The sequence below is a fragment of the Alloyangia pacifica genome, assembly GCF_900116195.1.
GTDB lineage: Bacteria > Pseudomonadota > Alphaproteobacteria > Rhodobacterales > Rhodobacteraceae > Salipiger > Salipiger pacificus.
In genome coordinates, this window is the sequence record NZ_FOZW01000018.1 from 35,306 (window position 1) to 61,084 (window position 25,779).

The following is a 25,779-nucleotide window of genomic DNA, read 5'->3' on the forward strand; positions in this document are numbered from 1 at the left end:
AATGCGCCCGGTTTCCTCCTCCGGCGCGTCAGTTCATCTCGATCCCCACCGATTGCAGGGACCCGGCGAGCGTGCCTCCGAGCGCCTCGGCAATGCCGTCCGCGCGCCACCCGCCTTTGGAAATCTCATGCGCCGCCTCGACCGGATGCGCCCAGAGGCTCAGCCGGTCGCCGCCGATGCCGATGCACTGGCCGGTGATCCCGGCGGAGGCCTCGGAGGCAAGGTAGACGATCAGCGGCGCCACGTCCTCCGGTCCGCCGATGCCCATGGTCTGCCGCACGCTGTCGTCCAGCGCCTCGCCCCGCGCCGCCCGTTCCGACAGCTCGGTGAGCGCCGGGATGGTGGCGGTCATCGAGGTCAGCGCCGTCGGCACCACGGCGTTCACCGTGACCCCTGCGCGCGCCAGCTCCATCGACCATGTGCGTGCCATGGCGGCGATGCCGGCCTTGGCAGCGGCATAGGACGTCTGGCCAAAATTGCCGCGCTGCCCGGCTATCGAGGACATCAGGATCAGTCGCCCGCCGTGTCCGGCCTCGCGCCAGTGCCGCGCGGCGGCGCGGGCGCAGGTGAAGCTACCGCGCAGATGCGTGGCGATCACCGCGTCGAAATCGGCGTCGGAGGTGTTCCACAGCACCCGGTCGCGCAGGATCCCGGCATTGCAGACGAGGGCGTCGAGCCGCCCGAACCTTTCCAACGCAGCGGCGAGACAGGCGTCCGCCGCCTCGGCCGTGCCGATGGCGGCGACGCAGGGCACCGCGCGCTGGCCGATCTCCCCCGCCACCGCCTCCGCAGCCCCAGCGTCGATGTCGTTGACCACCACCGAGGCCCCCGCAGCCGCCAGTGCCAGCGCGGTGGCGCGCCCGATGCCCTGCCCCGCGCCGGTGACCACCGCCACGCGACCGTCGAGGCGGATCTCCCCTGCCCCGGTCATCGTCCCACGAACCTCGGCTTGCGCTTTTCCATGAAGGCGCGCGGCCCCTCGCGCGCATCCTCCGAGGCCATGACGATGCGCTTTGCCTCATCCTCGAGCGCAAACCCTTCGTCCAGTGTCAGCCCAGAGCTGCCGCGCACCACCCGCTTGATCTCGCGCAGCGAGACCGGGCCGTTCTCGGCCAGTGCCGCGGCCATCTCGAAGGCGCGCTCCAGCACCTCGGCCTGCGGCACCACCCGGTTCACCAGCCCGATTTCCCGGGCGCGCTCCGCATCAATCGTGCCCCCGGTCAGCAGCAGTTCCAGCGCCACCGGCTCGGGGATCTGACGGCCCAGCCGCACCAGCGCCCCGGCAAAAGGAATGACCCCGCGCCGCGCCTCCGGCAGGCCGAAGACGGCGCCCTCCGCGCAGATCCGCAGGTCGGTGCCGAGCATGGTCTCCATTCCGCCGGCAAGGCAAAGCCCGTTGATCGCGGCGATCACCGGCTTGGCGGGCGCGGCGCGGCGCAGCGCAGAGCGGTCCTGCAGCCCCGGCTCGTTCAGGAAACGCCGATCCCAATCATCCTCGGGTGCACGATCGCCCGACAGAAGCGGCAATGTCCGACCCAGATCGCCCCCCGCGCAGAAGGCCTGCTCCCCCGCCCCGGTCAGGATCGCCACCCGCAGCGCGTCATCCGCATCGAACGCCGCGAAGGCATCGGCCAGCCGGCAGGCCATCTCCGGCGAGATGGCATTGCGCACCTCGGGCCGGTTCAGGGTCAGCAGCAGCACCGGACCACGGCGTTCTTCGCGCAGGTGGGGAGCGCTCATGCGATGGCATCCTTTTCAAGCATCTCTTCGGCCATCCTCCTAAGGTCGATCTTGCGCACCTTGCCATTCGCCGTCTTCGGCGTCACCTCGATGAAGGCGATGTGACGGGGCACCTTGTGGCGGGCGATGCGGGCGCGGCACCAGTCGCGCAGTGCCGCGGCCTCCAGCTCTTCGCCCGCGCGCAGCACCACGAAGGCGAAGATCTCCTCTCCGAACTCCGCGTCAGGCACGCCGACCACCTGCGCCTCGGCGATGGCGGGGTGCTGCATCAGCCAGTCCTCGATCTCCACCGGGTAGATGTTCTCGCCGCCGCGGATCAGCATGTCCTTGATCCGGCCGATGATCCGCAGGTGACCTTCGGCGTCCATCACCGCCAGATCGCCGCTCTTCAGCCAGCCGCCCGGGCTGATCGCCGCGGCGGTCTGGTCGGGCATATCGAAATAGCCCGCGGTCACCAGGAAGCCGCGGATCTGCAACTCGCCCTCGGCGCCCACGGGCCGGGTCTCACCGCTCTCGGGGTCGACGATGCGGATCTCCACATGCGGCAGCGGCACACCCGCCGTCCTCACCCGCGCCTCGAGCGCCTCCTCGGGCACCGTCTGGGTGATGATCGGGCTGCATTCGGTCATTCCCATGATGATCACCGGCTCGCAGCCGACCCGGGACTGCAGCTCGAGCATCACCTGCGGCGGGATCGAGGTGCCCCCGGTATAGGCGATGCGCCAGCTTGAGAGGTCCCGCGCCCCGGCGATCAGCCGCGGGTCTTGCAGCATCCGGATGTACATGGTCGGCACACCGTTGGTGATCGTGCCGCCATGCGCTTCGATGAGATCGAGCATCCGCCCCGCGTCGAAATCCGCCATCGCCACGAGGCAGCCCCCGGCCGCCAGCATGCCCATGACGTTGCACACGCAGCCCGCCGTGTGGAACAGCGGCATCGCCGAGACCATCACGTCCGTCTCGCGGTATCCGGCCCGATCTGCCGCCAACAGCGCGTTGTTGATCGTGCCGCGGTGGCTGAGCATCGCGCCCTTCGGCTTGCCGGTGGTGCCAGAGGTATACTGGATCTGCAGCACATCCTCGGGTCGGACCGCCCCGGCGGCCTCGGCCAGCGCGGCATCGGAGGTTTCGCCGGCCCCGGCAAGGAACGCGTCGAACGCCAGCGCGCCCGGAACCGGCACCGCGCCGATCTGCACGACGCGCCGCAAATCGGGATAGCTGGCATCGCCGCCGGGATCACCACGGTCGAGCGCAGGCAGCATCTCTGCCAGCATCGCCCCGAGATCGAAGCCCCGGAAATCGCCGGCGATGAACAGCGCCGAGACCCGCGCCTGGCGCAGCAGGTAGTCGAGCTCGCCGCTCCGAAAGGACGGGTTCACTGTCACCAGCACCGCCCCGATGCGCCCGAGCGCATATTCCAGAAGCACCCATTCGGGGCAGTTCGCGGCCATGACCGCCACGCGGTCGCCGGGCCCGATCCCATGGCCAAGCAGCGCCTTGGCAAGCCGCGTCACCTCGGCGTCGAGCTGCGCGTAGGTCCATGAAACGCGCAGATCGGGCTCGTCGAAGATCAGCGCAGGGCACTCCGGACGCGCAGCGGCGCGCTCGGCGAGCAATGTCCCGAGCGTCACCTCGCGCAACGGCGGGTCCGACGCCTCCGGCAGCCAGTGAGCCACGGCTGTGGTAGACATTCCCATCGACACGTTCCTCCCTCCGGGCCGACTCAGGATGGACTGGGTCCACGAGTTACTGTACGTAGCAGAACTGTTCGATGTAAAACAAAATCTCGAAGGAGGCTCCGGAGCGTGAGCGACAGGGAAGACAGCCAGGTGCGCCTCGATGCGGGCGAAGCCGAGGAAACCCTCGGCTACAAGCTGCGGCTCGCGCAGATCCTTGCCTTTCGCGGGTTCGAACAGCGTCTGACCGATTGCGGGAGGGCGCCGCGCTACCTCGGGCTGCTTTCGGTGATCCGCGCCCACCCCGGGCAACCGCAGAGCCGGATCGCCGAAGCCGTGGCGCTCTCCCGGTCGAGTTTCGTCACCATCCTCGACCAGCTGTCCGCCGAAGGGCTCATCGAGCGGCGCCCCTCGGATTTCGACCGGCGGGTCAACGGCATCTGGCTGACGCCACAGGGCGAGGCCTTGGTCGCCCGCTTGATGGAGGAGGCGCAGCGCTACGAGGCCGAGATGACCCGCGGCATGAGCGACGAAGAGATCGCCTGCGGCCTGCGCGTCCTGCAAAAGCTTATCGACAACCTGTCCTGACCCCGAACGTGCCCCGGGATCGAGGTCGCTTCGATGCGGCACTTTCGCTGGGCGATCACCGGGCCGCGTCACGCTAGTAAACAGCCAAGCCCGAGTTGCACGGGGGTGGTGCACCCCATGCCTTCACCTCGGCACGATCCGGGCAGCAAAGCGTGGCCGTGGGCCCGGGCGCATTCAACCTCACACAGATCCTCGGGCCGCCGGAAGAGCGGCGCGCGGAGCAAGCGGTGCGCCCAGGTAGCGCGCTGACGGTGCCATGGGCCAAGGTCCCCGCCCCTCGCCCGAGCAGAGCGCCGGCCAGCGGGCAAAACTCCACGCCTCTCCCCCGGCACGCTGCTCGAATCCTCCCGCACCGTCGCCCCGGCGTGCCAGGGCCCCGAATCAATGCCGATTACGACAGTCCAGGGGAGGGCCTTGCTCTGGCTTCGAGGAGCCGCGGACGAGCCCCTGCCGCCGCACGACAGGGCCCGAGCGTTCCGATATCGCTTAATGAATAGGCAATATTGGGCGCGCTGCTCAAATGATCACACTGGACCTCAACACAACCCGCCTGTCGTGCCCGCACTATGTTCCCATATCCGAACCTCTGTTCATTTATACGAACAACCAACAGGGACCCCGAACCATGAACAAACTTGACCGACGCAGCTTCCTGGCCTCGACGGGGGCAATCACCCTCGGCGCGATGATCCCCGGCATGGGGCGTGCCGCCGATGGCGGTTTCACCTCCACCGTCTTCGGCGGCGTGTGGGAGCAGAACTACCGGAAGGCCATCGTCGATGGCTTCGAGGCCGCGACCGGTGCCAAGGTGAACCTCCAGCTCGGCTCCTCGGCGGAATGGCTGACCAACGCCATCGTCAACCGCGCCGAGCCCGAGATCGACATGCTGATGCTGCCCTATCCCGACAGCATCAAGGCGATCATGGCGGATATCGGCATCGAGCTGACCCCCGAGGACATCCCCAACATCGCCGAGATCGCGCCGGTCTGGTGGGAGCAGTACAAGAAGCGCGGCGTCGGCCTCGACTACGCCTCCTACGGCATCGCCTACCGCACCGACCTCGTGGACCAGCCGATCACCAAGTGGGAAGACCTGTTCCGCCCCGAGCTCGCCGGCAAGATCTCGATCCCCGACATCGGCACCTGGGGCTCGTGGGAAATGCTGGTGATGCTCGCCAAGCTGCGCGGCGGCTCGGAGGACAACCTCGAGCCGGCCTTCGAGGCGCTGGCCGAACTGAAGCCGAACATCCGCCGCTACTTCACCTCCTCCACCGACGCGATGTCGATGCTGGACGCGGGCGAGGTCGTCGCGGTCGGCATGACCACCAACATCCCGCCCTATGCGTTGATCGACGCCGGCAAACCGGTCGACTTCGTCTTCCCCGAAGAGGGCGCGATGGTCGGCATGGTGTCCTACCACATCGCCGAGGGTGCCGCGAACCCCGAGCTCTGCAAGCAATTCATCAACCACGCGATCTCACGCGAGGCGCAGGAAGCCTTCTGCAACGCGGTGATCGCGGGCCCGGTGCGCCCGGATGCCAAGCTCACCGGCAAGGCCGCCGAGCGGGTGCCGGCACTCGACCAGCTGACGCTGTTCGACTGGTTCAAGATCGTGCCGCAGATGCCGATGCTGACGGATCGCTGGAACTACGAGGTCTCCCTGTGATCCCCCAGACGACCGAACTGACCCACCCGCAGGCCGATGGCCTGCGGGGACTCGACGCTCCCGAAGCCGCAGCCCTCGTCTGCGTCGGCCAGGCCTTCCCCGCGCCGCTGCGCGCGGCGGCGGCATGCGCCGAGATCCTGCTGATGCAGGTCACCGCCACCGACCGCGTCGAGCCGATCGACCAGCTCGACGGCCCCGGCGCCGTCACCATCAGCCACACCGGCCCCTCGCCCTTCTTCGCCTCCGACATCGACCTCGTGCTGCGCTCGAACGGCATCCGCACGCTCTATGTCTGCGGCGACCCGGTGGCCGGGCTTCGCCTTGCCTACGACGCGCAGCGCAAGGGCTACCGTGCCGTGCTGGTGCGGGCAGGCAACGCCCCGAGCGAAGCGCTCGGCCTGCGTATGCCGCAGGTCTCGCAGGCGGAACTCACCGGGCTGCTTGCGGGCACCGCGCCGGGACAACGCAACTGGCACGAGGCGGTCAAGGCGCAGCGCATGGCGCGGCCCTTTGCCGAACGGCTCGATCCGGCGCGCACCGCGCTCATCATGATCGACGTGCTCAACGATTTCTGCGTCGAGGGCGGCGTGATCGGGAAGACCAAGGCCGCGATGCCCCGCGTCACCGAGGCGCTGCCGCGCATCCGCGCACTGCTCGACGGTGCCCGTGCCGCCGGCGCCCACGTCATGCACGTGCAGGCGATCTATGGCCCGATGTTCCGCGGTCAGGGCTCGCCCTACCGCTACCCGTCCGAACAGACGCGCGAGGGCGCGGTCTGGTGCGCCTCTGCGGCCGACATCACCGGCGCCGCCCCGGCCTTCGACCCCTCGATGACCGAGGTCTGCCGCGAGGGCACCTGGGGTGCCGATTTCGTCGAGGGCATGGGCCCCGTCGCCGGCGAGACCGTCATCCGCAAGCACCGCTATTCGGCCTATCTCGACACTGCGCTCGACGGCGAGCTGCGCCGCCGCGGCATCGAGACCGTGGTGCTGGCGGGCGTGACCACCAACTGCTGCGTCGAAAGCACCGCGCGTGACCTGGCCATGTCGGACTATGATACCGTGATCGCCGAAGACTGCGTGGCGGTGAAGGACCTGGTGATGCACCTGCACGAGGCCAGTATCGAACAGATCCGGACCTATTTCGGCATCGTCACCCCTTCCGACAGGATCCTTGACGCATGGCACTGACCGACACCGCCCCTCCGCCGCAGGCACAGCCCGCGCCGCGCAAGCCGCTCTCTCCGGCCTGGCTCACGCTGCCCGGCCTGTGCTTCCTCGTCTTCGTGCTGCTGCTGCCGGTCGGCTGGCTGATGGCGCTGAGCCTCAAGCCATCGATGCCCGGCGCCTTCACCATGGAGGGCGACTGGACCATCGCCAACTACCTGCGCTTCTTCAGCCAGCCGTTCTACTACTCGACGCTGATCAAGACCCTCTGGGTCTCGGCGCTGACCACGGGCATCACCGCAGTTCTGGGCTATGCTCTGGCGCTGATTATCTGGACCGCAAGCCCCGCGAAACGCGGCTGGGTGGTGCTCATCGTGCTGTCGCCACTGCTCGTGTCGATCGTCGCGCGCACCTATGGCTGGATGATCATGCTCGGTGACCGGGGCATCCTCAACCAGGCGCTGCTCGGGCTCGGGCTCATCGAGGAGCCGATCCAGATCATGTATACCGCCGGCGCGGTCATCATCGGCCTCGTCCACGTCTTCGTGCCCTTCATGGCGCTCTGCGTTCTGACCTCTCTGGAAAAGATCGACCCGAAAGTCCCCGAGGCGGCGATGACCTTCGGCGCCAGCCGCTGGGCCGTGCTGCGTCGCATTCTGCTGCCGCTGACGGTGCCCGGCCTCGCTTCCGGGCTGACCATCGTGTTCTCGCTGTCGATCTCGTCCTACGTGACGCCGGCGCTGATGGGCGGGCCACGCTCGGGCATGCTCACCACCTTCATCTACCAGCAGTTCGCCGTGACGCTGGACTGGCGCTTCGGCGCGGTGCTGGTGACGCTGCTGCTGGCGCTGACGCTTCTCGTCCTGACGTCGATCCTCGCGCTGGCCGCGCGCATGACAGCCAAGTGGAGCAAATGATGTCGCCCTATTTCACGCTCTTCCGCCGGGCGGGAACCGCCGCGCTCTTCGCCTTTCTGCTCGCGCCGCTGGTCGCGGTGATCATCGTGTCGGTCAATGCCGGCGCAACGCCGAAATTCCCGCCCGAGGGCTTCTCGCTGCGCTGGTACGGCGCGGCGCTCGCCAACCCAGCCTTCACCGGCTCGGCGCTGACCTCTCTGGTGCTGGCCGCGCTGGCGACCGCCATCGGCACACCGCTCGGCGTGGCAGCCGCCTTCGGCATCGCCCGCGGCAAGATGCCGAGCGGCCTTCGCGGGCTGCTCGAGGCGACCTTCCTGTCGCCGCTGATCGTGCCGGGCATCGTCATCGGCGTGGCGCTTCTGGTCACCCTGTCGACCGCCGGGCTCCGCGATGCCTGGTTGCGACTGACCCTCGGTCACGTACTGCTGGTCGTGCCCTACGTGATCCGTACCAGCCTCGCCGCGCTGCAGAGCTTTGATCCGTCCCTGGAGGAGGCCGCGCACACGCTCGGCGCAAGCCGCGCGAAGATCCTGACGCGGGTGACGCTGCCGGTGCTCAAACCCGCGATCTTCGCCGGGGCCGCATTCGGCTTCATCATCTCCTTCGACGACGCCGCGGTGTCGATCTTCCTGATCGACAGCAGCACCTCGACCCTGCCGCTCGCGATCATGAGCTACATGCAGTACAACTTCGATCCCTCGATCGCGGCCATCTCGTCCATGCTCATCGCCATCACCCTCGCCGGGGCCCTCTTCATCGAGCGCGTCTTCGGTCTCAAGAAATTCCTCGGGAACTGAACCATGGCCCAAGTCACTCTCTCGCGCATCACCAAGCGTTACCCCGGCTCTGACACGCCCGCCGTAGACGACGTGTCAATGACCATCCCCAAGGGCAGCTTCACCACGCTGCTGGGCCCCTCGGGCTGCGGCAAGAGCTCGACCCTGCGCATCGTCGCCGGCCTGTCGAAGCCCGATTTCGGCACGCTGCAGATGGATGGGCGCGACATCACGCATCTTTCCGCCGCCAAGCGCAACATCGGCATGGTGTTCCAGTCGCTGGCGCTGTTCCCGCACATGACCGTGGCGCAGAACGTGGCCTTCGGGCTCGAGATGCGCGGCATGGGCCGCAGCGAGCGCGAGGCCAAGGTCGCCCGGGCCCTCGACATCGTCGAGCTCGGCCATCTCGCCGCGCGCCACCCGCACCAGCTTTCGGGCGGCCAGCAGCAGCGCGTGGCGCTGGCCCGTGCGCTGGTGGTCGAGCCGTCGATCCTGATCCTCGACGAGCCATTCTCGGCGCTCGACCGCAAGCTGCGCGAGACCATGCAGATCGAGCTCTACCGCATCACCCGCGAGCTCGGCATCACCGCCATGTTCGTGACCCACGACCAGGAAGAGGCGCTGACCCTCTCCGACAGCATCGTGGTGATGAACCAGGGTCGGATCGAGCAGCAGGGCACCCCGCGCGAGATCTACGGCGCGCCGCGCACCCGTTTCACCGCCGAGTTCATGGGCCTGTCGAACTTCCTGCCCGCGCGGTGTAGCAGCGGCGCCCTCTCTTTCGAGGGGCTGACCACCGCGCGACCGGAAACGCTCGAGGCCGAGGGCGACTGCACCGTCGCGCTGCGCCCCGAAGGTCTGTCGCTGAGCAGCACGCGCCCCGAAGGCGCGGCGCTGAAGGGCCATCTGGCCGAGGCGATCTATCAGGGTGCCAGCACCGCCTACACGCTCGACCTGCCGTCGGGCCGGCGGATCACCGCGCGCACCCCCGATTGCGGCCTGCAGCCCGGCCAGGAGGCCTGGGTCTCCTGGACGCCCGGCGCGCTGCACGCCTTCGCCGCCTGAGTCCGAGCATGACGACAGGTATCGCAGCCCGCCCCTTCTCGGGGGTGGAAGGCCCCGGCCGCGCCGCGCTCGCCCTCGCGGCGCTGTGCTCGGCCGCCGGGCAGCTCACCGGGTGGCAGGAGCTCCTCTGGCTCGGCCTGCTGGCGCTCGCGAGTTTCGTCGCCTGCGACTGGATACGGGTGCGCAGCTCGGGCCGCACGGTGATGGCGCTGGCGCTGACGCTTTCCGCCGTCACTGCGGCGCTGCTACCTGCGGCGCGGCCGGTGATCCTGTCGGCGGCGACGCAGGGGCTCGGCTTCACCGCGCTGCTGGTGGCGCTTGCCACCCTGCGCCCGGCCATGCAGCGCTCGCGGCTTCTGGCGCAGGCCGCGGCTTGGCTGATCGGGCGTCCGCGCGGGCAGCGCTATGCCTCGGTCACCTATGGTGGCCACGGGCTGGCGCTGATTTTCAACGTGGGCGTTCTGCAGCTGATCGGTGACATCCTCGCCGCGGCGCGGCTCGATTTCGCCCGCCACCCCACCGCGCGTCACCTGCTGATGGCCACCATGCGCGGCTCGGCCGCAATCGCGCTCTGGTCGCCGCTGGCCATGGGCTTCGCCGTCGTCACCTCCTCCTTCGCGAAGCTCGATCCGCTGGCCTATATCGCGCTCGGCATGGCGCTGGCGCTGGTGCTTCTGGGCACCGGCTGCCTGCTGCCCCGACACGACCGCGCCGAGACGCTCGACCTCCCCTCGGACGGCAACGCCCGGGCCATGGCGCTCCTTCTCCTCGGCGCGCTCACGCTGTTGGCCACCACATCGGCGCTCTACCTCTTCGCGGGCCTGAGTTTCCTGACAGCAACCACACTCGTGGTGCCGGTCTTCGCACTGGTCTGGATCCGGCTCGAGCCCGATGCCGACGGCGCACGCGCCGCCCCGGCAGCACTCGCAAGCCGCCTCTCGGATCTGCGCAACGAAATGTTCATCTTTGCCGGCTCGACGGTGATCGGCGCGCTGGCGGCGCTGCTCTTCACGCTCTACGGCCCGCAGTCGATCATCGCCTTCGACAGCCCGCTGATGCCGGTCGCGGTGCTGCTGACCATCTGGGGCCTGTCGGTCATCTCCACGCCGCCCTCGATCCCGGTGATCCTGATCGCGCAGCTGATGGCAACCTCGCCGCTGGCGCAGGGACATGCGCTGTCGCTTGCCATGGCGCTCTCGGCGGGCTGGTCGCTGGGCATGATGGTCTCGCCGGTCTCGGCGACGCTGCTGCTCTCGGCGCGGATCGCCGGCGAGCCGGCACGCCGTATCGCCTGGGACTGGAACCGGGCCTACACCGCGATCGCCGTGCCGCTGACCTCGGCGGCGCTGGCGCTGACCTACCTGCTCGAGTGAGCGGTTCCGAGCGCGGCCTCGGCCTCGTCGCGCAGACCTGAGATGGCGGCCTCGATTCCGGCGCGGATCGTGGCCGTCATGCGCGCCACCGGCATCGCCAGCGAGAAGGCCAGCGGCGGCACCCCGGGCGGCACCCGCAGCGGCACCGCGAAAGAGGCCACACCCGGCACGATCGCCGAGGGCAGGTAACACACGCCCTGCGCGCTGACCTCCACCGGCTCGGCCCGCCCGTCGGCATCGCTGAGCGTCTCGCCCGGCCTGCAGAGCGCGTGGCCACCGGCGGTGCCGGGCAGCGGCGCGACGTCGCCCACCGGCACGGTAAAGCTCAGCCCCTCACGAACCATGCGGCGCGCCACGACCACCCGGTGCTCGCCCCGGCGTTCGACGAGAAAGGTGGTCTCGTTGGTCTCGTCCCGGAGCCGCTCGAGCAGCGGCAGTAGCGGCCCGAGCCACTGGCGATGGGCGAGGAAACCCTCGCTCAGCCGCAGCACGCGCGGCGACAGGCTGAATTTGCGATCCTCGTCACGGGTGATGTAGCCCGCGCCCTGAAGAGACTTCAGCAGTGCACTCGCGGTGCTCTTGGGAATCCCAAGCCGCTCCGAGATCGCCATGTGGCCCAATGCCCCCATCTCGGCCAGAAGTTCGAGCATCTCGAGAGCGCGGATCGGGGAACTTGTTTCGGTGCGGGGGGCCAAGGCTGTCTCCAGTGCAACTGCAAGCTGTTGTGAAGCCTTCCCCAATCCGCCGCAAGCCAAATAGCGCCAGACACCGTTCCGACCTGCCGCCAAAGCTCGCACACCGCACCGCCGCGTGCTGCTCGACCGGGCCCAATCTTCTACCAAAGGCGACGGCAGCCGCTGGAGGCGTCACCACGGCGGCACTCACCGTCGGAAGCCGAGCGGTGCAGGACAAGCGCGCCGGGCGCGGGTTGGCCGGGACCTTGGTTCCCAGCCAACCCGCATGAGCCGAGGCCTGTGATCAGGCGGCAACCTTGCGTTTCGCCTCAGCCAGCTTGCCCGCGTAGTCGAGCGCGGCCAGCATGTTGACGTGGTTGGCCTTGCCGGTGCCGGCGATATCGAAGGCGGTCCCATGATCCACCGAGCAGCGGTCGATCGGCAGGCCGAGCGAGACGTTCACCGCCGTATCAAAGGCAATGAGCTTGATCGGGATGTGGCCCTGATCGTGATACTGCGCGATCACCAGATCGAAGGCGCCGGTGTTGGCGCGGTGATAGACCGTATCGGCCGAAATCGGCCCCTGCACGTTGATGCCCTCGGCCTGCGCCATTTCGACGCCCGGCGCGATCTGCTTGTCGTCCTCGCTACCGAAGAGCCCTCCCTCGCCGCAGTGCGGGTTGATGCCGGCCACGGCGATGCGCGGGTTTTCAAGCCCCATGCGCCGCAGGTGGTTGTGGCCAATGCGGATGGTTTCCAGCACCCGCTCGGGCGTCGCGCGGGTGATCGCATCCTTCAGCGAGACGTGGGTCGAGACGTGCAGCACGTTCAGCGTCGGCGAGGCGAGCAGCATCCAGCTCGACTTGCAGCCGGTGAGATGCGCCAGCATCCCGGTGTGACCGTCATAGTGATGGCCGGCCGCGTTCAGTGCCGCCTTGTTGATCGGCGCGGTGACGATGCACGAGGCCGCGCCCGAGCTGGTCAGCTCGACAGCCTTGTTGATGTACTGGAACGAGGCCTCGCCACAAGCCTCCGACAGAACACCGAACTTGCCCGGCAGCCCGTCCACGGGCACGTGGATGACCTGCAGCGCATCCCCTGCGTCGCTGCCCTGCGGGCGCAGCGCCAGATCGAGATCGCAGGCGCGCACGGCCCGTTCCAGCGTGTCCTGATCGCCGATCACGGCGTAGCGGGCGCGCTCGGCGGGCGAGAGGCCGGCCATGGCCTTGACGGTGACCTCGGCGCCGACCCCGGAAGGGTCGCCCATGGTGATGACAATAGGTTGTTCGGACATGTCGTCCCTCCAGCGAGTACGGGTGCGGGGGCTCAGGGGCCCGCCAGATCCCCTGCGTTGAGGCAGCGCGGCGGCGTGTCGCCGGCAAAGAGCGCATCGAGGCTTTCGATCACCATGAGGCCCACGTTTTCCAGCGCCTCCTTGGTATCCGCCCCGGAGTGCGGCGTGAAGACCGCGTTCGGATGCGAGAACACCGGGTGGCTGACATCCGGCGGCTCGGAGACATAGGCGTCGATCGCGACCCCGCCGAGCGTGCCGGCCTCGAGCGCCGCGGCCACGGCATCGAGATCGACCACCTCGCCGCGGGCGAGGTTGATCAGCTTGGCATCCGGCTTCATCAGCTTCAGCGCTTCGGCGTTGATCAGCGCGGCGTTGCCTTCGCCGCCGAAGACGTGCAGCGAGACGTAGTCGGACTGCGCCAGCAGCTCCTCGAGCGGCACGAAGGTGACGCCGTGCTCGGCCGCAAATGCCTCATCGGGATACTTGTCGGTGGCAACCACCGTCATCCCCAGACCCAGCGCCAGCTTCGCCAGCCGCTTGCCGATGTTGCCCAGCCCGACGATGCCCAGCGTCTTGCCGCCGAGCTGCGTGCCGATGCGCCGCTCCCAGCCGCCGGAGGTCACCGAGGCATGCCCCTGAGGGATGAAGCGCGCCATCGAGAACATCAGCCCCACGGCAAGCTCGGCCACCGCGTCGGCATTGGCGGCGGGCGTGTTGCACACCGGCAGGCCGGCGGCGGTGCAGGCGGGGATGTCGATGTTGTCGACGCCCACGCCGTGCTTGATCACCGCCTTCAGCTTGCTGCCCTGCGCCAGCGTCTCGGCGGTGACCGGCACGAGCCCGACCACCAGCGCGTCGGCGCGGGCGATATGCTCGGACAGGCCGCCGTCGGGCAGGCTGGTGTCGGTGCAGCGGATGAATTCCCAGCCGCGCGCCTCGATCAGCTCCGGCACCCGGCCGTGCTTGCCGAAGCCCGGCGAGGTGGTGACGACGACGGGTTTCGCTTCGGCCATCAGATCAGCTCGTATTTGCGCAGGATCGCCTCGACCTGCTTGTCCTGCTCGGGATCGGGCAGCAGCGCGGGCTGGCGCGAGGCACCGACCGAGTGGTCCATGACCCAGAGCGCGCGCTTCACCATCGCCGGCGGGAAGCCGAGTTTGTAAAGATCGGTGCGGAAGGCGCCATAGGTTTCCTGGGCCGCTGCCGCACCGGCCTCGTCACCCGCGTTGAAGCAGCTGACGATCTTTGCCAGCACCTCGGGCATGACGTTGCCAAGCCCCGAGATCGCGCCCTTGGCACCGTTCTGGAAGGCCCAGTGCACCAGGTGGTCGGGGCCGGAATAGACGTCGAAGCCCTCTTCCTCGCGGCCCACGGCCATGTATTGCTCGAGCGTTTCCTGCGCGCCGCCGGAATCCTTGATGCCAGCGATGTTGGGGTGCTTGGCCAGCACGCGCGCGGTCTCGGGCTCGATGTGGTTCTGCGTGCGGGCCGGGATGTCATAGAGGTAGACCGGCGTCGACACCGTGTCCGCGACGGTGGTGAAGTGGCGGATCAGCCCATCCTGCGTGCAGGCGATGAAGAAGGGCGTGATCACCGCGATGCCGTCGACGCCGATGCGGTCGAATTCCTTGGCCAGCGCCACGGTCTCGAAGGTGGCGGGCATGCCGGCGTTGACGATGACCTTGGCCTTTCCGGCAACCTCGTCCACCACTTCTTCGGTCAGCTTCACCTTCTCGTCGAAGGTCAGTGCCGAGAAGTCGCCGTTGGTGCCGGCGCACATGATGTTGTTTCCGGCGGCCACCTGGCGGCGGACCTGGGCGCGGGTGGCCTCGAAGTTGATCGTCTCGTCGTCGTTGAAGCAGGTGACCAGCGCGACGAAGGCTTCTTTCTGCGAACTCATGCGTTCTCCTGATTATTGGTGCTGCGCGGCACGATTGCGGACAATGGCGCGCGAGATGATGGGCCAGGCCGCCGAGAGGACGGTGAGGCCGAGGAACAGCAGGGTGATCGGCGTCGAGATGAACGACAGCACGTTGTCGTCGTTCTGCAGCAGGCCGCGGCGCAGGTTGGATTCCAGCAGCGGACCGAGGATCAGCGCGATGCAGAGCGCCGCCTGGCTGAAGCCGAACTTCTGCATGCCCCAGCCCAGCACGCCGAAGCCCACCATGGTGTAGAGATCGACCGGGTTCAGGTTGATCGAGAAGGCACCGATGAAGCAGAACACCACGATCGACATCGCGAGCAGACGGCGCGGGATCATCAGGATGCGGCTGAACAGCGGGATCAGCGCCATCCCGAAGATGAACATGAAGATGGTGGCGATGAAGGTGCCGCCGAACATGCCGACCACCACATCGGGGTTGGTCTGGAACAGCATCGGTCCCGGCGCGAGGCCCTGGATCAGCAGCCCGCCCATCAGCACGGCGGTGACCACGTCTCCGGGGATGCCGAGCGCGAGGAGCGGGATCAGCGCCGCGGCGCAGACCGCGTTGTTGGCCGATTCCGTGGCGGCGATGCCGGGGGCGTAGCCGGTGCCAAATTTCTCGGGGGTCTTCGAGGCGCGGCGCGTCTCGTTGTAGGAAATCCACGAGGCGGTGCCCGAGCCGGTGCCCGGCACGATGCCGATCAGCGTGCCGATGAGCGAGCCGCGTATCAGCGCGCCCTTGCTCTCGGACATCTCGGCGCGGGTGGGCCAGCGGCCCGAGACGCTCTTGATCGGCTCTTCGCCATCGGCGATGCGCTCCATCTGGGTGAACACCTCGGACAGCGCAAAGAGGCCGATCAGCGCCGGGGTGAAGGCAAAGCCCGAGGCAAAGCCCTGGATGTCGAAGGTGTAGCGCATGACGCCCGAGATCGGATCGGCGCCGACGGTCGAGATCAGGATGCCCAGCAGCCCCGAGATCGCACCCTTCAGCAGGTCACCCGAGAGCGAGGCGATGATCGTCAGGCCGAAGAGCGCCAGCGCGAAATATTCCGCCGCGCCAAATTTCAGCGCGATGCCCGCCAGCTGCGGCGCCAGCGTCGCCAGCACCACCGCCGCGATGAGCCCGCCGATGGTCGAGGCGATGGTCGCCATGCCGAGCGCCCGGCCCGCCGCGCCCTTTTGCGCCATCGGGTAGCCGTCGAGCACCGTGGCCGCCGAGGCCGGGGTGCCGGGGGTGCGCAGCAGGATCGACGAGACGCAGCCGCCGTAGATGCCGCCGATATAGATGCCGATCAGCATGTTCAGCCCCATCACCGGGGTCATGCCGAAGGTGAGCGGGATCAGCAGCGCGACACCCATCGTCGCGGTCAGGCCCGGCAGCGCGCCGATGACCAGCCCGCCGAATGTCCCGAGCGCAATGGTCAGCAGGACCTGCGGCTCGAAGAGTGGTGCGAGAAAGGCGATTGTGTCCATGACAACCCTGCAGCTGAGTTGGGAGGCCGCTGCCGGCGGCTGGGAAAGGCGGGGACCGGGGCGGGGCACGCCCCGGTCCGGGGACGGGTGCCGGGGCGTGCCCGGCGCCGCGTCAGTTGTTCATGCCGAGCATCTCGAGCTTCTCGAGCACGCCGCGGGTCGTCTCCATGTCCTTGCGGGCGCGGGCCTCGAAGGCTTCGCCGTCCTCGAAGGTCACGAACTCGCCCATGTCGGTGAGGGTCTTCTTGAACTCCTCATCGTTGGCGACCTGCTGGATCGCGTCGCGCAGCCAGGCGAGGGTTTCCTCGTCCATGCCCTTCGGACCAATCAGGCCCTTCCAGGACGACCAAGTGAAGTCGACGCCCTTTTCGACCGCGGTGGGCGTGTCGGGGAAGAGGTCGATGCGCTCGTCTTCCATGACGAAGAGCGGGGTCATCTGGCCCGAGTCAGACGCCGCCTTGGCCTCTGCGGGCGAGGCGACCATCGCGTCGATATGGCCACCGATGCAGGCGGTGCGCGCCTCGGACGAGCCGTTGAACGGCACCGACTCGATGCTGATGCCGGCGGTATCGGCAAAGGCCTCGGCCGAGATCTGGTTCGCCCCGCCCGCGCCCGAGTTGCCGACCTGCGGCTTGCTCGACTTGGCGTATTCGATGAAGGCGTCATAATCCGAGAAGGGCGCATCGGCGCAGGCCACCATGACCTGCAGCGAGCGGGCGTAGAGACCGATGAACTCGACATCGTCCAGCTGGTAATCGGTGCCGCCGATCAGCGGCTTGATCACCAGCGGGCCCTGCGCACCTGCGCCAAGGGTGTAGCCGTCGGCGCGGGCATGGATCGCCGCGGACGAGCCGATGCCACCGCCACCGCCGGGCTGGTTGCGCACCACCATCTGGCCGTCGAACAGGCGCTCGAAGGCATCTGCCACCACGCGCATCGACAGGTCGGTGGAGCCACCCGCGGAATAGGGCACGACCACCTGGATCGGACGCGCGGGGAAATCCGCAGCAAGCGCCGCACCCGCAGTTGCAGTGGCCAGTGCGGCCCCGATGAGTGTTTTCTTGATCATGAAGTCTTCCTCCCTTCAGTATGGTTGTATTCGGGCTGTCGCGCCTCAGGGCAGCCAGACCGACAGCAGTTCGGTGAACCCGAAGTAGATCGCCAGCGTCATGCCGACGGGAAACAGGACGACGAGCAGCCAGTTGCGCTCGCCCAGCAGGATCAGCCCGACGATGAAGGCCACCAGCGTCGAGGGCAGATAGCCCACCGGCATGAAGGCGACGGCGTAGCAGATCATCAGCAGGGTAAAGCCCGCCATGGCCGCCAGCGTGCGCTTGCCGGGCATGACGATATCGGTTTGGGGGTCATGCTCAGCCCGCAGGGCGCGCACGATCAGCAGCACCGACAGCAAGGCGATGAGGGCAATCACCAGCCAGGGCATGAAGCTCGGCCCGGCCGCGCTCGAGTTGAAGCCCTGCTTGATGTAGGTGGCGCGCCAGCCGGCAAAGCCGCAGAGCAGCAGCAGGCCGGTGCCGATCCAGAGATCCGCCTTTTGCTCGCGTAGGATCATCTGCCACTCCTCCGTTTGACAGCGGGCCTTTGGCGGCAAGCACCTCGGGGGATGCCCTGGCTCGATGCCGCGCCGCAACTTGCATGGCAAAATGCAGTCGAGATGACAACATGTCAATTCACAAACCGAAAAAATGTCAAAATTCATGGAATTCTCTCAGGGAGACGCGCTAGCAACAGATCACATGCCTCACAGAATTACTCTATATATCATACTTTTAATCCATCATTCAGAATACTATCCCCCTATAGCGCCACCCTCCCGGCACCACCCCCTTAGGAACTTACCATTTGACAACTTGTAAAACTTCGGCCAGTTCTACCGCCAAGCGATCGCCGCACTCCGCGCAGGAAGGCGACTCGAACACGCAAGTACACGGGCGCGACCGCGCACCCAGAGGAGGACCCCGCGATGCATGACCTGACGACCCCTATCGAGCTGCGCCGTCCTGCGCTGATCCACTATGGCAGCGGCACGCTGGAAAAGCTGGCCGACTGGGTCGCCGCCTCGGGTTATAAGGCGCCCTTCGTGGTGGCCGATCCAGTCAACGCCGCGCGGCTCCCGGCGCTCGGTCTCGGCGAGGTCGGCTGTTTCGGCACCGTGGTCCCCGAGCCCGACAGCGACAATCTGGCCGCAGCGGTCGCGGCCGCCGAGGGCGCCGACCTGGTGATCGGATTCGGCGGCGGCTCAGCGATGGATCTCGCCAAGCTGGTCGCCGTGCTGGTGGGTCAGCCCCTGGGACTCGCGGACATCAGCGGCCCCAACCGCGCCCCCGCGCGCAAGGTCGGGCTCGTGCAGATTCCCACCACCGCCGGCACCGGCTCCGAGGTCGGCACCCGTGCGCTGGTCACCGACCCCGCCTCGAACAGCAAGATCGCGACGGAAAGCCCGCACATGCTGGCCGACCTGGCGATCATCGACCCCGACCTGACGATGACCGTGCCGCCGCATGTCACCGCCGCCACCGGCGTCGATGCCATGGCCCATTGCGCCGAGGCCTTCACCTCGAAGCGTGCCCATCCGCTGATCGACGGCTACGCGCTGCAGGGCATCGAGCTGGTCGGCCGCTACCTGCGCCGCGCCGTCGAGGATGGCGCGGACACCGAGGCCCGTGCCGGCCTCTCGTTGGCGGCCTTCTACGGCGGCATCTGCCTCGGCCCGGTCAACACCACCGCTGGCCATGCCCTGAGCTACCCTCTCGGCACCCGCTACAAGCTGCCGCACGGCATCGCCAATGCGCTGATCTTCCCGCATGTTCTGGCCGCCAACGCCGCTGCCCGCCCCGAGAAGACCGCGCTCATCGCTCGCGCACTGGGGTTCGAGGCAGGCAGCGAGGCCGACATCCGTGACGGTGCCACAGCCTTTTGCGCGGCGCTCGGGCTCGACATGCGGCTGCGCGCCCATGGCGTGGCCGAGGATGACTTGCGGGCCATGGCCGAAGAGGCCCACGCGATCCGTCGCCTGCTTGACTGGAATCCGCGGGACCTGTCGGTGGACGAGATCGAGGAGATCTATCGCCGCGCGTACTGAACGCGGCGCCGCATCATGGGAGGAGAGATGCGCAAACGGGTACATATCGTCGCGGACGACCTGACCGGCGCGCTGGACAGCGCAGCCACCTTTGCCGCACGCGGCGCCCGGGTGCGCGTGGCCTGCCGCGCCGAGGACCTGCCGGAGGCGCTCGCCTCGACGGCGGAGGTCGTCGCCGTGGCCACGGGCACCCGCGACGGCCCCGAGGGCGAGGCCATCGAGGTCGCACGACGGGTGGCCCGTGATCTGGCGGGGCGCGACGGTCTCCTCTTCAAGAAGGTCGACAGCCGGCTGAAGGGGCATATCCGCGCCGAACTGGCTGAGCTTGCACCCTCCGGCACGCCACTGCTGGTCAATCCCGCCATCCCCAGGCTCGGACGGCACTGCCTTGGCGGCGCGGTCACCGGAGCGGGTGTCGACGCTCCAATCCCGGTGGCACCGCGCATTGGCCGCGACGTCAGCGTGCCCGACACCGACACACCCGAGGACCTGGCGGCACAACTGCCCGCAGAGCTCGGCGGCACGGTGCTGGTCGGCGCCGCGGGGTTGGCCGAAGCACTGGCGACGCGGCTCTGGCCGCACCCCGTCACGCCCCCCTCACTGCACCTGACGTGCCCGGCCCTGCTTGCGATCGGCTCACGGGATCCCGTCACCGTCGCCCAGGTCGACGCCCTGCGGGACGTGCCGATGCTCGCCGCTCCCAACGGCACCTGCTCCCGCCTCCCGGACGCCGCGCAGACACCGATCCTGCTGATACGCATGACCCCGGGCAGCGAGGTGATCTCCGCCGCCGAGGCCGGGGCCGCCTTTGCGCGCACCATCGCAGAAGCACAGGCACGTCTGACGCCGGCGACGCTGTTCGCCTGCGGCGGCGAGAGCGCCGCCGCCCTCCTCGCCGATCTTGGGATAGGACAACTGGACGTGTTGGGCGAAGCGCTGCCCGGCGTGCCGGTGGCACGATGCGCAGGCGGGCAGGAATTCACGCTGGTCACGAAATCCGGCGGCTTCGGCGCGACCGATACATTGGTAAAACTTGTCAAATTGCTGGCGAACAACTAATCCCACTACCCGGATCACGAGGCAGGGCTGATGGCGACAGGCAGGACAAAGACGCGAATGCCGCTTGCAGACAAGGTGTACCATTCGCTGCACGCGCGGATCGTCAACGGCGAGTACCCGGCCAACGAGAAACTTCCGTCGGAGGTACAGCTCTCCGAGGAATTCGGCGTGTCCCGCCCAGTGCTGCGCGCCGCGCTCGAAAAGCTGCGTGACGACGGCATGGTTGTCTCGCGGCAGGGGGCCGGCAGCTTCGTGCGCGCCGTGGCGAACACCGTTCCGCTCGGCTTTTCGAAGGTCGAAACTCTCGCCGACATCCAGCGATGCTACGAGTTTCGCATCAATCTCGAGACAGAGGCCGCCGCACTGGCCGCCGAGCGCCGCAACACCGAGCTGCTTGGCGAGATCGAAAAGGCGCTGGACCTGCTGCGCGCCGCGACCGGCTCGCTGCAACACCGCGAAGATGCGGATTTCATGTTCCACAGCGGCATCGCGCGGGCCTCGAACAACCAGTATTTCGAAGCCACCTTCCGCGCCCTGCGCGATCACGTGAATGTCGGGATGAAGCTGCATGGCGAGTCGCTGATGAACGATGGGCGCAAGGGGCTTGAGGAAGTCCTGGCCGAGCACACGCAGATCTTCGAAGCCATTCGCGACCGCGAGCCGGAGCGCGCACGCAGCGGGATGCGCAAACACCTCGAGCATTCTCGGGACCGGCTCTTCGGCGGCGGGCTGCTCGATTTGTCGCTGCGGTAGGCCCTTCGGGGAGCCATTCCTTCGGACCGGGGCGGCGCGCACCTCTCGGCACACAGAGGTAGCGGCAGCCTGCAGCGAAGCGCGCGCCGCAACCGGAGGATCGGGGCCCCAAAGTGCGTGACCCCGAACCGTACCTTGCCCACCTGCAAACCGGACTGCACCCTTGCGACGCGCCTCTCCAAGCGCCGATGACGCGACTGCTCCGGGGTCGGCCGCGACGCCGCAAGAGTCGTATGTGATCACATCGAGCTACGGCAACCGTCGGTGATGGGGTGTCCTGCGCTGAAAATGCCTCGCGGCGGCCATGCCCGCACCCATTCCCGCAAGCCGGCCGAACCAAAGTTCTGTGCGCTGACGCAGGGTGATTGTGAGCGGACGCGCAATGAGACCCCTTTCCGCAGCCGCACCCCGACACCATGGCAAAGGCATCCCCCCTTCAATTTGAAAGCCTTTGCATCGCGGCATGAGATGTTTTCACGTTTTCGTAATGACTTGCCCTCTCCCCGAAAGTCGCTCGAAAATCGCGCCCTAGGGGAAGGTGTCCATCTTGCGCGCGGATGTGACGCGGCGTAGGGCGGCATTCTGTCGCGCTTCGTTAGCGCACAAATGTTCCACCCAGACCGGCAGGACACCCCAAAATGACTGACCTCCCCGGATACCCGAGCCGCCGAAGCTTCCTGAAAGCTACCGCAGCCGGGGCCGCTCTTTCCGGGCTCGCACTGCCTGCCTCCGCGCAGCAGACGCCGAAGCCCGTTTCCCTCGACGACTACCAGCGTGAATATCTGAATGCCGACGAATGGGCATTCATCATGGCCGCGACCGCGCGGCTGATCCCTTCTGAAGGCGATGGCCCCGGTGCGCTTGAAGCGCGCGTGCCCGTCTTCATCGACCGCCAGCTGGCCAGCGACTACGGCACCGCCGACGACTGGTACATGGAAGGTCCGCACGACGCTTCCGCCGAGCCCGCGCGCGGCTGGCAGACTCCGCTGAACCCGGCCGAAGTCTACCGCCAGGCAATCCCCGCCTTCAACGCGTGGTGCCAAGAGACCCATGGCGCGGCCTTCGCCGAGCTGAGCCCCGAGCAGCAGGATGCCTCCCTCACCTCGCTGCAGAACGGTGACGTCGCTCTGGCGGGCGAGGTCCGCGAATTCTGGGGCCTGCTGCTGAGCAACACCAAGGAAGGCTACTTTGCCGACCCGCAATACGGCGGCAACCACGGCATGCAGTCCTGGGTCTACATCGGCTTCCCGGGCGCCCGCGCGGCCTACCGTGAATGGCCCGAGCGCCACAACGTGAAATACCCGCTGGGTCCGGTCTCGATCAGCGGCGAAAGGGCATAAGAATGGCACGTCAGGAAAAGAAAAAGGACGTGGTCATTGTCGGCCTCGGCTGGACCGGCTCGATCGCAGGTATCGAGCTGGCGCAGGAAGGCCTCGACATCGTCGCGCTGGAGCGCGGCCATGACCAGGACACGGTTCCGAACTTCGAATACCCGCAGCAGATCGACGAGCTGAAATACGGCGTGCGTCTGAAAATGATGCAGAAGCCGTCGCAGCAGACCGTCACCGTGCGCCGCAACGACGGCGAGACCGCCCTGCCCTACCGCTCGCTTGGCTCCTTCCTGCCCGGCAACGGCGTCGGCGGTGCCGGCACGCACTGGAACGGCCTCAACTGGCGGCCGCAGGAAGTCGAACTGAAACTTCGCAGCCACGTGCGCGACAACTGGGGCGAGCAGATCATTCCCGAGGGGATGAACCTGCGTGACTACCCGGTCAGCTACGACGAGCTCGAGCCGTTCTTCACGCAGTTCGAAAAGGTCGCGGGCATCTCCGGCTACGCCGGCAACCTCAACGGCGAGATCCGTGAAGGCGGCAACCCCTTCGAGGGCTGGCGCTCCGAAGACTTCCCGATGCCGCCGCTGCCGACCACCTACGACTCGGCCAAGTTCCAGGAAGCCGCCAAGGCAATGGGCTACCACCCGTTCCCGGCCTCGGCGGGCATCGCTTCGACCGCCTACGTGAACCCGTACGGCATGCAGATGGGCCCGTGCAACTTCTGCGGCTTCTGCGAGCGCTACGGCTGCTATCAGTACTCCAAGTCCTCGCCGCAGACGGCGATCCTCGGCGCGCTCAAGCGCATGCCGAACTTCGAGTACCGCACCGGCTCGGAAGTTCTGCGCGTGGAACTGGCCGAAGATGGCAAGACCGCGACCGGCGTCACCTACTGGGACGAAGCGGCGCAGGAAGAAGTCTTCCAGCCCGCCGACATCGTGATCCTGTCGAGCTACCAGCTCAACAACGTGCACCTGATGCTGCTCTCGGGCCTGGGCGAGGCCTACAACCCGCTGACCGGTGAAGGCACGCTGGGCAAGAACTACGCCTACCAGATGAACGGCGGCGTCTCGATGTTCTTCAAGGACGCCGAGTTCAACCCCTTCGTCGGCCACGGTGCCAACGGCATGGTCATCGACGACTTCTCGATCAGCCAGAACGACTTCGGCGCCGAGGGCTTCATCGGTGGCTCCTACTGGCGCGCCGGCACGTTCAACGGCCAGCCGATCCGCAACATGCCGCTGCCCAAGGGCACGCCGAGCTGGGGCGCGGGCTGGAAGGAAGGCATCGGCGAGTGGTACGGCCACGCGATGTCGATCGGCTCGCATGGCTCGCACATGTCCTATGCGAACAACCACCTCGACCTCGACCCCACCTACACCGACCGCCACGGCCGTCCGCTGATGCGCATGACGTTCAACTGGCAGGACAACGACCTGAAGATGAACCAGTTCATGAAGTCGAAGATGGAGCCGCTGGCCGCTTCGATGAACCCCGACATCATGCAGGCCGGGTTCAAGAACATCGGTGCGCAATATGACGTGCGTCCCTACCAGACCACGCACAACACCGGCGGTCACATCATGGCCGAGAACGCCCGCGAGGGCGCGGTCAACCGCTACTCGCAGACCTTCAAGGCGCACAACGTCTTCGCCATGGGCGCGGGCAACTTCGTGCAGAACACCCAGTACAACCCGACCGGCCTCGTGGGCGGTCTGGCCTATCACACGGTGCACGCGATCCGCACGCAGTACCTCTCGAACCCCCGTCCGCTGGTCTGAGGAGAACGTAAATGAAGACCTTCCTCCGCATCATCGGCGGCCTGGCCGTGCTGGGCGTCATCGCCCTGCTGGCCTTCATCTTCGTGCCGGTGCAGATCAGCAAACCCGCGCAGGAGCTGGCCGCCGACTGGCAGCCGGAACCCGGCCAGGGTGAATACGTGATGCATGCCTCGGACTGCGTGGCCTGCCACACCGCCGAGGGTGGCGAGCCGCTCGCCGGCGGCCGCGCCATCGCCTCGCCCATGGGCACCATCTGGTCGACCAACATCACCCCCGACGCCGAGACCGGCATCGGCGAGTGGTCCTATGACGAGTTCCGCGCCGCCATGGTGGACGGGATCGCCAAGGGCGGCACCCATCTCTACCCGGCGATGCCCTACGAGAACTATCGCCTGATGAAGGAAGAGGACATCCGTGCCCTCTACGACTACCTCATGGCAGAGGTCGAGCCGGTGAAAAACGAGGTGCAAGAAACGCAGCTGAAGTTCCCCTTCAACCTGCGCTTCGGCATCCGCGCCTGGAACTGGCTGGCGCTGACCCATGACGCCGGCTTCAACCCGGTCGGCACCTCCGACCTGCAGGACCGCGGCCAGTACCTCGTCGAGGGCCCCGGCCACTGCGCCGCCTGCCACAGCCCGCGTACGCCCTTCATGTCGCAGGACGGCGTGACGGCGGATGAGGACAGCTTCCTCGCCGGCGGCGTCATCGACGGCTGGAACGCCCCGGCGCTGCGCGGCGAAGACTCCGCACCGCAGCAGTGGTCGGTCGAGCAGCTGGCAGCCTACCTCGCCACCGGCCGCAACGCCCACTCCACCGCCAACGGCGAGATGGGTCTCGTGGTCGAGCACTCGCTGCAGTACCTGACCGACGAGGACAACCTCGCCATGGCCGCCTTCCTCAAGGGGATGGACGGGGCAGAGGTCGAAGCACCCGAGACCTTCGCGGCCAAGGGTGTGGGTGCGATCGAGATCGCCGGCGCGGATGACGCCGGAGAGGCGACCGCGTCCATGCTGACCGAGGCCAACCCGGACATGCCGCTCGGTGCGCGTCTCTACAGCGACAACTGCATCGGCTGCCACTTTGCCAGCGGCAAGGGCGCGGCGGAAATCTTCCCCGAGCTGCAGGACAACCACATGGTCACCGGCTCGGAGACCAAGCCGCTGATCTCGGTGATCCTGAACGGCGCCGAGGTTCCCGGCACCGCGAAACGTCCGATGACGCTGCGCATGCAGGGCTACGCGGACCGCATGTCGGACGAGGAAGTCGCCGAGCTGGCCAGCTGGCTGCGCAAGGCCTGGGGCAACGACGCCGGGCAAGTGAGCGCCGCCGAGGTTGCCGCGGTTCGGAACGCCGACGCCAGCCACTGAGCTCGCAGACACAAGAACGAGAAGGGGCCGGATTTCCGGCCCCTTTTTCATGCTTT

At 67.6% G+C, this 25,779-nt stretch carries 23 protein-coding genes; 13 read left to right on the forward strand and 10 right to left on the reverse strand.

What is annotated here, in order from left to right; genetic code table 11:
- Window positions 1–28 precede the first annotated feature (28 nt).
- Genes BM397_RS26130 through BM397_RS26140 form a run of 3 tightly spaced genes read right to left on the reverse strand, consistent with a single transcriptional unit; the run spans window position 29 to window position 3,431 of the window.
- Window positions 29–931 (reverse strand): SDR family NAD(P)-dependent oxidoreductase, encoded by a 903-nt coding sequence (locus BM397_RS26130; RefSeq protein ID WP_092430388.1) that lies wholly within the window; start codon window positions 929–931, stop codon window positions 29–31.
- Window positions 928–1,740: an enoyl-CoA hydratase/isomerase family protein gene (locus BM397_RS26135; protein WP_092430390.1), complete on the reverse strand. Its 813-nt coding sequence runs from the start codon at window positions 1,738–1,740 to the stop codon at window positions 928–930. Before BM397_RS26135 ends, BM397_RS26130 begins: the two co-directional genes overlap by 4 nt.
- Window positions 1,737–3,431, reverse strand: a complete 1,695-nt coding sequence (locus BM397_RS26140; protein WP_092430462.1) for an AMP-binding protein — start codon at window positions 3,429–3,431, stop codon at window positions 1,737–1,739. The genes BM397_RS26135 and BM397_RS26140 overlap by 4 nt, the downstream gene beginning before the upstream one ends.
- Window positions 3,432–3,545: 114 nt before the next feature.
- Here BM397_RS26140 and BM397_RS29440 point away from each other — a divergent pair, with 114 nt between their 5' ends.
- From BM397_RS29440 to BM397_RS26175, 7 genes are all read left to right on the forward strand, one after another.
- Entirely contained in the window at window positions 3,546–4,004 is a 459-nt protein-coding gene (locus BM397_RS29440; RefSeq protein WP_176806896.1) for a MarR family winged helix-turn-helix transcriptional regulator, read from the forward strand.
- Between the two features lie 625 nt (window positions 4,005–4,629).
- Window positions 4,630–5,670, forward strand: coding sequence for an ABC transporter substrate-binding protein (locus BM397_RS26150; protein ID WP_176806898.1), 1,041 nt, complete (start codon window positions 4,630–4,632; stop codon window positions 5,668–5,670).
- Window positions 5,667–6,860, forward strand: coding sequence for an isochorismatase family protein (locus BM397_RS26155; RefSeq protein ID WP_092430393.1), 1,194 nt, complete (start codon window positions 5,667–5,669; stop codon window positions 6,858–6,860). Before BM397_RS26150 ends, BM397_RS26155 begins: the two co-directional genes overlap by 4 nt.
- Window positions 6,851–7,753, forward strand: a complete 903-nt coding sequence (locus BM397_RS26160; protein WP_092430395.1) for an ABC transporter permease — start codon at window positions 6,851–6,853, stop codon at window positions 7,751–7,753. The genes BM397_RS26155 and BM397_RS26160 overlap by 10 nt, the downstream gene beginning before the upstream one ends.
- Complete coding sequence (locus BM397_RS26165) at window positions 7,753–8,550, forward strand: ABC transporter permease (protein WP_176806900.1); 798 nt, start codon at window positions 7,753–7,755, stop codon at window positions 8,548–8,550. The genes BM397_RS26160 and BM397_RS26165 overlap by 1 nt, the downstream gene beginning before the upstream one ends.
- 3 nt (window positions 8,551–8,553) lie before the next feature.
- Window positions 8,554–9,594: an ABC transporter ATP-binding protein gene (locus tag BM397_RS26170; RefSeq protein WP_092430399.1), complete on the forward strand. Its 1,041-nt coding sequence runs from the start codon at window positions 8,554–8,556 to the stop codon at window positions 9,592–9,594.
- Window positions 9,595–9,602: 8 nt separating this feature from the next.
- Entirely contained in the window at window positions 9,603–10,967 is a 1,365-nt protein-coding gene (locus BM397_RS26175; RefSeq protein WP_092430401.1) for a hypothetical protein, read from the forward strand.
- On the opposite strand, the gene BM397_RS26180 is transcribed toward BM397_RS26175, so the two are convergent.
- The 7 genes from BM397_RS26180 to BM397_RS26210 all read right to left on the reverse strand — a co-directional run bounded on the left by BM397_RS26180 (window position 10,952) and on the right by BM397_RS26210 (window position 17,902).
- Entirely contained in the window at window positions 10,952–11,662 is a 711-nt protein-coding gene (locus tag BM397_RS26180) for an IclR family transcriptional regulator (RefSeq protein WP_092430402.1), read from the reverse strand. The genes BM397_RS26175 and BM397_RS26180 overlap by 16 nt on opposite strands.
- Before the next feature lie 283 nt (window positions 11,663–11,945).
- On the reverse strand, window positions 11,946–12,935 hold the full coding sequence (pdxA, locus tag BM397_RS26185) for a 4-hydroxythreonine-4-phosphate dehydrogenase PdxA (RefSeq protein WP_092430404.1): 990 nt from the start codon (window positions 12,933–12,935) through the stop codon (window positions 11,946–11,948).
- Window positions 12,936–12,967: 32 nt separating this feature from the next.
- Window positions 12,968–13,948 carry a phosphoglycerate dehydrogenase gene (locus tag BM397_RS26190; protein ID WP_092430405.1) on the reverse strand — a complete coding sequence of 327 codons (981 nt, stop codon included), beginning with the start codon at window positions 13,946–13,948 and terminating at the stop codon, window positions 12,968–12,970.
- Complete coding sequence (locus BM397_RS26195) at window positions 13,948–14,835, reverse strand: dihydrodipicolinate synthase family protein (protein WP_092430407.1); 888 nt, start codon at window positions 14,833–14,835, stop codon at window positions 13,948–13,950. Before BM397_RS26195 ends, BM397_RS26190 begins: the two co-directional genes overlap by 1 nt.
- A 12-nt stretch (window positions 14,836–14,847) precedes the next feature.
- Window positions 14,848–16,332 (reverse strand): tripartite tricarboxylate transporter permease, encoded by a 1,485-nt coding sequence (locus BM397_RS26200; RefSeq protein ID WP_092430408.1) that lies wholly within the window; start codon window positions 16,330–16,332, stop codon window positions 14,848–14,850.
- 112 nt (window positions 16,333–16,444) lie between these two features.
- A complete protein-coding gene (locus BM397_RS26205; protein ID WP_092430410.1) occupies window positions 16,445–17,401 on the reverse strand; it encodes a tripartite tricarboxylate transporter substrate binding protein in 957 nt (318 codons plus the stop codon).
- 45 nt (window positions 17,402–17,446) lie between these two features.
- On the reverse strand, window positions 17,447–17,902 hold the full coding sequence (locus BM397_RS26210; protein WP_176806902.1) for a tripartite tricarboxylate transporter TctB family protein: 456 nt from the start codon (window positions 17,900–17,902) through the stop codon (window positions 17,447–17,449).
- Window positions 17,903–18,313: 411 nt separating this feature from the next.
- On the opposite strand from BM397_RS26210, the gene BM397_RS26215 reads away from it, so the two are divergent.
- The 6 genes from BM397_RS26215 to BM397_RS26240 all read left to right on the forward strand — a co-directional run bounded on the left by BM397_RS26215 (window position 18,314) and on the right by BM397_RS26240 (window position 25,723).
- The gene (locus BM397_RS26215) at window positions 18,314–19,432 is read left to right on the forward strand and encodes an iron-containing alcohol dehydrogenase family protein (protein WP_092430414.1); all 1,119 of its coding nucleotides are present in this window, start codon (window positions 18,314–18,316) and stop codon (window positions 19,430–19,432) included.
- A 27-nt stretch (window positions 19,433–19,459) separates the two neighbouring features.
- Window positions 19,460–20,491 carry a four-carbon acid sugar kinase family protein gene (locus BM397_RS26220; protein WP_092430416.1) on the forward strand — a complete coding sequence of 344 codons (1,032 nt, stop codon included), beginning with the start codon at window positions 19,460–19,462 and terminating at the stop codon, window positions 20,489–20,491.
- A 57-nt stretch (window positions 20,492–20,548) separates the two neighbouring features.
- Window positions 20,549–21,244 (forward strand): FadR/GntR family transcriptional regulator, encoded by a 696-nt coding sequence (locus BM397_RS26225; RefSeq protein ID WP_092430418.1) that lies wholly within the window; start codon window positions 20,549–20,551, stop codon window positions 21,242–21,244.
- Between the two features lie 638 nt (window positions 21,245–21,882).
- Window positions 21,883–22,584 carry a gluconate 2-dehydrogenase subunit 3 family protein gene (locus tag BM397_RS26230; protein ID WP_092430420.1) on the forward strand — a complete coding sequence of 234 codons (702 nt, stop codon included), beginning with the start codon at window positions 21,883–21,885 and terminating at the stop codon, window positions 22,582–22,584.
- A gap of 2 nt (window positions 22,585–22,586) precedes the next feature.
- Window positions 22,587–24,356, forward strand: coding sequence for a GMC family oxidoreductase (locus BM397_RS26235; RefSeq protein ID WP_092430422.1), 1,770 nt, complete (start codon window positions 22,587–22,589; stop codon window positions 24,354–24,356).
- Window positions 24,357–24,367: 11 nt separating this feature from the next.
- A complete protein-coding gene (locus tag BM397_RS26240) occupies window positions 24,368–25,723 on the forward strand; it encodes a cytochrome c (RefSeq protein WP_092430424.1) in 1,356 nt (451 codons plus the stop codon).
- Window positions 25,724–25,779 lie beyond the last annotated feature (56 nt).

Bases quoted from the DNA above. Each gene is read 5' to 3' on its own strand.
- BM397_RS26130 (WP_092430388.1), bottom strand. From the start codon at position 931: ATGACCGGGGCAGGGGAGATCCGCCTCGACGGTCGCGTGGCGGTGGTC.
- BM397_RS26135 (WP_092430390.1), bottom strand. From the start codon at position 1,740: ATGAGCGCTCCCCACCTGCGCGAAGAACGCCGTGGTCCGGTGCTGCTG.
- BM397_RS26140 (WP_092430462.1), bottom strand. From the start codon at position 3,431: ATGTCTACCACAGCCGTGGCTCACTGGCTGCCGGAGGCGTCGGACCCG.
- BM397_RS26150 (WP_176806898.1), top strand. From the start codon at position 4,630: ATGAACAAACTTGACCGACGCAGCTTCCTGGCCTCGACGGGGGCAATC.
- BM397_RS26160 (WP_092430395.1), top strand. From the start codon at position 6,851: ATGGCACTGACCGACACCGCCCCTCCGCCGCAGGCACAGCCCGCGCCG.
- BM397_RS26165 (WP_176806900.1), top strand. From the start codon at position 7,753: ATGTCGCCCTATTTCACGCTCTTCCGCCGGGCGGGAACCGCCGCGCTC.
- BM397_RS26170 (WP_092430399.1), top strand. From the start codon at position 8,554: ATGGCCCAAGTCACTCTCTCGCGCATCACCAAGCGTTACCCCGGCTCT.
- BM397_RS26175 (WP_092430401.1), top strand. From the start codon at position 9,603: ATGACGACAGGTATCGCAGCCCGCCCCTTCTCGGGGGTGGAAGGCCCC.
- pdxA (WP_092430404.1), bottom strand. From the start codon at position 12,935: ATGTCCGAACAACCTATTGTCATCACCATGGGCGACCCTTCCGGGGTC.
- BM397_RS26190 (WP_092430405.1), bottom strand. From the start codon at position 13,948: ATGGCCGAAGCGAAACCCGTCGTCGTCACCACCTCGCCGGGCTTCGGC.
- BM397_RS26195 (WP_092430407.1), bottom strand. From the start codon at position 14,835: ATGAGTTCGCAGAAAGAAGCCTTCGTCGCGCTGGTCACCTGCTTCAAC.
- BM397_RS26200 (WP_092430408.1), bottom strand. From the start codon at position 16,332: ATGGACACAATCGCCTTTCTCGCACCACTCTTCGAGCCGCAGGTCCTG.
- BM397_RS26205 (WP_092430410.1), bottom strand. From the start codon at position 17,401: ATGATCAAGAAAACACTCATCGGGGCCGCACTGGCCACTGCAACTGCG.
- BM397_RS26210 (WP_176806902.1), bottom strand. From the start codon at position 17,902: ATGATCCTACGCGAGCAAAAGGCGGATCTCTGGATCGGCACCGGCCTG.
- BM397_RS26215 (WP_092430414.1), top strand. From the start codon at position 18,314: ATGCATGACCTGACGACCCCTATCGAGCTGCGCCGTCCTGCGCTGATC.
- BM397_RS26220 (WP_092430416.1), top strand. From the start codon at position 19,460: ATGCGCAAACGGGTACATATCGTCGCGGACGACCTGACCGGCGCGCTG.
- BM397_RS26225 (WP_092430418.1), top strand. From the start codon at position 20,549: ATGCCGCTTGCAGACAAGGTGTACCATTCGCTGCACGCGCGGATCGTC.
- BM397_RS26230 (WP_092430420.1), top strand. From the start codon at position 21,883: ATGACTGACCTCCCCGGATACCCGAGCCGCCGAAGCTTCCTGAAAGCT.
- BM397_RS26235 (WP_092430422.1), top strand. From the start codon at position 22,587: ATGGCACGTCAGGAAAAGAAAAAGGACGTGGTCATTGTCGGCCTCGGC.
- BM397_RS26240 (WP_092430424.1), top strand. From the start codon at position 24,368: ATGAAGACCTTCCTCCGCATCATCGGCGGCCTGGCCGTGCTGGGCGTC.